Source organism: Streptomyces sp. WAC05292 (genome assembly GCF_003949955.1).
Lineage (GTDB): Bacteria > Actinomycetota > Actinomycetes > Streptomycetales > Streptomycetaceae > Streptomyces > Streptomyces globosus.
Map to the genome: position 1 here is coordinate 1 of NZ_RPSE01000497.1, position 3,848 is coordinate 3,848.

The following is a 3,848-nucleotide window of genomic DNA, read 5'->3' on the forward strand; positions in this document are numbered from 1 at the left end:
CTTCCGCGGCTCCGGGGCCGCTCGCTGAGCCGCCCCTCCCGGCGGCCCCGGAGCCGCGGAAGCGTTTCGTTTCCGGGACGGCCGGAGGCTCCCGTACCGCGGTTCCGGTGAATCCGGCCCGTACGCCCGGACGCGGCCCAGTAAGGTGCCGCCCGTGGAGCGCAGGGACGACGCCGGGCGACCGACCGGGACGGGCAGCGACGGCGGCGGCACCGGCGGCCGCTCCGGCCCGGCACACGACGGGCCGGAACGGGCGGGGGCGGGGGCCTTAACCCCGTCGGGCGACGGCGTCCGGCACGACGGGAGCCCGCCGGAGGGCCCCGCGGCCGTAGCGGACGCCGTCCACAGCACCCTGTTCCGGACCACGTCCGCCGACGAGACCCGCGCGTACCTCGCCGAGGCGTACGGCACCACCGTCCGCCTCGGCTCGGCGGCGCGCAGCGGCGCCGTCTTCCGCCACGAGCGCCGCACCTCCGGCGCCCTCTGCCTGGACGAGGGACGCCTCGCCGCCTCGGTCGTCTACGAGGTCCAGCCGCTCGACGACCTCCTCGTCCTCGACGTGCTCGGCGGCCGGATGCGGCTCGACTGCGGCCGCTCCGGCGCGTACGCCGCCGGCGGAGTCCTCCTGGCCGCCGCGCCCGGCACACCCATGCGCACCGCCGTCGAGCACATGCACGCCCGCGCCGCCGTCCTCCACCCCGACCTGCTGCGCGACGTCGCCGGACTGCCGCGCGAGGCGCCCATCCCGCCGGGCCTGCACACCGCCGCCGCGCCCGCGGAGACCGCCCGCTGGCGCGCCTGCGCCCGATACGCCTGGAGCCTGCTGGACGACGGCCCAGCCGCCGCCGGCCCCGGCACCACCCTCGTCAGGGACGCCGCGGCCCGTCTGCTCGCGGCGGTCGCCCTGGAGGCCTTCCCCGGGTTCCGGACCCGCTCCGACCCCCTGGCCCCCGGGGCGGGGCGCGTCGGCCCGGCCGCCCTGCGCCGCGCCGCGGAGTTCGCGCACGACCACGCCGACGGGCCCGTCGGCCCGTCCGACATGGCCGCCGCGGCCGGAGTGCCGCCCCGCGTCCTGCACGCGGCGTTCGCCGACGCCCTCGGCACCACGCCCCGCACCTACCTGCGGCGCGTGCGCCTGATGCGGGCCCGCGCCGACCTTGCCGCCGCCGACCCCGCCGCCGGCGTCCCGGCCGCGGTCGCGGCCGTCGCCGCCCGGTGGGGGTGGGGGCGGCCCGGGCTGTTCTCGGACGCGTATGCCGCCCTGCACGGGGAGCCTCCTGGCGAAACCTTGCGCCGCAGTCGGCCGTCCGGGTGAGCGGCGCAGGGATTTCGCTCAGCGGACGGCGCCCGACGCGCCCGGGCCCGCAGCCCCCGGGGAGCCGCAGAGCGAAACGATCCGGCCCGCCCGGGCGTGCCGCCTCCCGCGCACCGCGCCGCCCGCGGGGTACACCTTGAGGGCCGCACGGCCGGGGCGGCCGCTCGCCAGTCGGCCGCCCCGGCGCCAAGTTCCGGTCCCCCCCAGAGGAAGGAGCGCTCGTGCTGGAGCGCACCGCTCGAAAGAACCGCACCGAGGTGACGTTCGTCCTCCCGCCGGAGGAGCCCGCGGGCGACGTCAGCGTCGTCGGCGACTTCAACGACTGGACGCCCGGTACCCACCGGCTGACCCCGCGGGCGGACGGGAACCGCGCCGTCACCGTGCGGCTGGAGGCGCAGCGGGTGCACCAGTTCCGCTACCTCGCCGCGGGCGACTACTGGTTCAACGAGGACCAGGCGGACGGCCGCGAGGGCGTCAACAGCCGCCTGACGACCTGACCGGCCCCCGCTGCCGGACCGGGTGACGGGCGGGGTTTCTTCGTTATCCGGATACATCCGGCCGAGTCCCGGCAGCGGCCGGGATGCTCGGGCCGGTGCGCGAAACCCGGGCCGACCGCCCCACCCCCGGGCGATGGCGGTGGGAGGGGTCCATGGGATAGGTGTTGCGCCTCGACCCCCTCACCGAGGCGGAGGGGATCCGGGGAAACGGGGCGGACACCGGCAGGAGTTCCGGCACCCCGTGCCCGGGCCGGCACGAGCTCCCGCGTCCGGCCCGGGCGAAGCCCCACGGAGGACGGGCCGGGGACGCGATGCGATGCGGACGGGAGGGAGGGACCGGATGCCCCTGACTCCCGAGCCCGGACGCCGCCGTTACGCGGCGAGCAGCCCCGAAGCCGCCCGCGCCTTCCTGGAGGAGGCCTACGGATCCCGGCTCCGCATGTGCGCGCCGGCCCCGCCCGGTGCCCCGTACCGCCTGGTCCACACCGACACCGGCGCCTTCGCCGGCGGCGAGGTCGACCTGCCCGGCCGGCTGCACATCACCTCCGGCCCGCCCGGCCGCCTGGTCGTCGCCGTGGTCCGGGCCGGCCGCGCCGAGCTGCGGGACGGGCCCGACGCATACCGGCTCGCCGCAGGCCAGGTCTTCCTCGGCGGCCGCTTCGGCAGCGCCCGCACCGCCCGCACCGAGGACATCCGGCTGCGCACGGTCGCCGTGCCCTGGGGGCTCGTCCGCGCCGCCGCCCGGCAGGCCGGCCCCCTCCCCGCGGGGGGCACCGTACGGTTCACCGGGCTGCTCCCGCTCGACGCGGCGCGGGCCGACACGTGGCAGCGGACCGCGGAGTTCGTGCACAGCACCCTCCTCGTGCCGGAAGCGGCCGCCTCGCCGCTGGTGCTCGGGGAATCGGCCCGGCTGCTGGCCGCGACCGCCCTGAGCGTCTTCCCGAACAACGCACTCGGCTGCCTGGAGGGGCCTCCGCGGCCGCGGGACGGCCGGGACGCCACCTCCGACACGCTGCGCCGCGCCATCGCCTTCATCGAGAGCAACGCCGGCACCGACATCGGCCTCGCGGAGATCGCGGCCGCCGTGCCCGTCACCCCCCGCGCCCTCCAGTACGCCTTCGCCCGGCACGCCGACACCACCCCGCTCGGCTACCTGCGGCGCGTGCGGCTGGCGCACGTACACGCCGAACTCCGGGCCGCGGAGCCGGGCGACGGGCTGACCGTCACCGCGATCGCCGCCCGGTGGGGCTTCGCCCATGCCGGACGGTTCGCGAGCGCCTACCGCCAGGCGTACGGGACGACGCCCTCGCACACCTTCCGCACCCGCAGCCCGGCCCACTGATCCCCCCGGGGCTCTCCCGGCCTCAGCCGCCCGCGCCGGGCAGCCGGGCGAAGGGGCCCGTCCCGAGGCCGGCGAGCACGTCCCGGGGCCCCTCGTAGACGGCTTCGGCGCCGGCCGCCCGCAGATCGCCGGCGGGGATCCCGCCCGACAGGACGCCGACCCGGGACACCCCCGCCCGCACGGCCGCCCGCATGTCCCACACGGTGTCGCCGACGAACACGGCCCGGTCCGCCCCGACACCCACGAGGTCGAGAGCCTGGTTCAGGGGCTCCGGATGCGGTTTGCCGCGCTCCACGTCGTCCGCGCTGGTCCAGGCGCTGATGGCCTCGTCCGCGCCGATCGCCCGCCGCAGCGCGTCCAGTTGGGCCCCGGACGCCGACGTCACCAGGACGACCTCCCAGCCGTCGCCCGCGAGCCGGCGCAGCAGATCGGCGGCCCCGTCCAGGGCGGGCAGCCGGTCGTGGTACGTCGCGTACAGGACGCCGTGAGCGGTGTGGATCCGCTCGTGCTCCTCCTCGTCGCCGGGACCGAGGAGGTGGGCGACCAGCCGGTCGCCGGGCAGGCCCACGGCCCGGTGCACGGCTCCCATGGGCACCCGGTGCCCGGACTGGCGCAAGGCCTCCCACCAGCAGACGACGTGAAGGTGGTTGGTGTCGGTGAGGGTGCCGTCGATGTCGAACAGGGCGGCCCGCCC

4 protein-coding genes are annotated in these 3,848 nt (G+C 78.1%); 3 read left to right on the plus strand and 1 reads right to left on the minus strand.

Annotated features, from left to right (window positions below):
* Window positions 1-154 precede the first annotated feature (154 nt).
* From EF903_RS29930 to EF903_RS29940, 3 genes are all read left to right on the plus strand, one after another.
* Window positions 155-1,315, plus strand: a complete 1,161-nt coding sequence (locus EF903_RS29930; protein WP_125548135.1) for an AraC family transcriptional regulator — start codon at window positions 155-157, stop codon at window positions 1,313-1,315.
* Window positions 1,316-1,536: 221 nt separating this feature from the next.
* Window positions 1,537-1,812 (plus strand): isoamylase early set domain-containing protein, encoded by a 276-nt coding sequence (locus EF903_RS29935; protein WP_125548136.1) that lies wholly within the window; start codon window positions 1,537-1,539, stop codon window positions 1,810-1,812.
* 340 nt (window positions 1,813-2,152) lie between these two features.
* A complete protein-coding gene (locus EF903_RS29940; protein ID WP_260616106.1) occupies window positions 2,153-3,154 on the plus strand; it encodes a helix-turn-helix transcriptional regulator in 1,002 nt (333 codons plus the stop codon).
* A gap of 22 nt (window positions 3,155-3,176) precedes the next feature.
* Here EF903_RS29940 and EF903_RS29945 read toward each other — a convergent pair.
* On the minus strand, window positions 3,177-3,848 hold a 672-nt coding region (locus EF903_RS29945), incomplete at its 5' end, for an HAD family hydrolase (protein ID WP_260616107.1).

Coding starts and splice junctions, on each gene's coding strand:
- EF903_RS29940 (WP_260616106.1), top strand. CDS start 2,153: ATGCCCCTGACTCCCGAGCCCGGACGCCGCCGTTACGCGGCGAGCAGC.